The 667-nt window shown below is 61.8% G+C and carries 1 protein-coding gene and 1 pseudogene; both read right to left on the bottom strand.

Annotation, left to right across the window (positions count from 1 at the left end):
* Window position 1: 1 nt before the first annotated feature.
* Entirely contained in the window at window positions 2-463 is a 462-nt protein-coding gene (locus EN906_RS36250; RefSeq protein ID WP_245484418.1) for a substrate-binding domain-containing protein, read from the bottom strand.
* 65 nt (window positions 464-528) lie between these two features.
* Window positions 529-667 (bottom strand): annotated as a pseudogene (locus EN906_RS38700) (ABC transporter permease); the annotation flags it as partial.

The raw sequence follows: 667 nt of genomic DNA, 5'->3' as shown, positions 1-667 counted from the left end.
ATTAGGCCGCGAGCGGGCCGAGCCAGTCCCAGTCGCTGCCGACAAAGGCGTCGGCGGGGAAATTGGCCGGATTGTCGACCAAAATCACATAGGTGCCGGCGGCTTGCGCCTTCTTCATCAGCTTGGCATAGGAATTGAGGTCCGGCGAATGGATGATCAGCACATCCGGCCTGGTGTCCGACGAGATCGCGTCGGTGATCGCTTGCGCGCCGGCGTCGACGACCCAGTTCGGATCGCGTGTCTCGAAGGTGCCGCCCCAGGCTTCGACTTCCTTCTTCAGGAAATGCGTCCAGCCCTGTGCCAGGTCGAAACCCATCGCCATCGGCACCAGCATGACGCGCTTGCCCTTGAGCGCCTGTGCGTAAGCCGCCGGGCCAGGATCGTCGGCGGCAAAGGTTGGCGCCACGAAGGCGGTAACGGCAAGCGCCGTGGCCGCTGCCATGAGTGTTCTGATCAGTTTCATGTCACATCCTCTGGTTTGGTTTTGTTATCAGCGGCCGGCCCCAACCGTCCGCCGCAGTTCAGGTACTAAATGTCACCCTGCTGGGCGGTCTGTTCGTCACGTGGGTTGATGATGCCGTCGACGATGATGGCGCCGAGCAGGATCGCGGCCTTGATCAGGTTCTGGTAGAGCAGCGGGATGTCGATGATGGTCATGGCGTTGAGC

The sequence above is a fragment of the Mesorhizobium sp. M7A.F.Ca.CA.004.06.1.1 genome, from assembly GCF_003999135.1.
Taxonomy (GTDB): domain Bacteria; phylum Pseudomonadota; class Alphaproteobacteria; order Rhizobiales; family Rhizobiaceae; genus Mesorhizobium.
Note: the sequence above shows the minus strand (reverse complement) of the source record. Positions and strands in the feature narration are given on the sequence as shown.

What these genes read in the sequence shown, in the direction of transcription:
- EN906_RS36250 (WP_245484418.1), bottom strand. Translation starts at nt 463, where the DNA reads ATGAAACTGATCAGAACACTCATGGCAGCGGCCACGGCGCTTGCCGTT.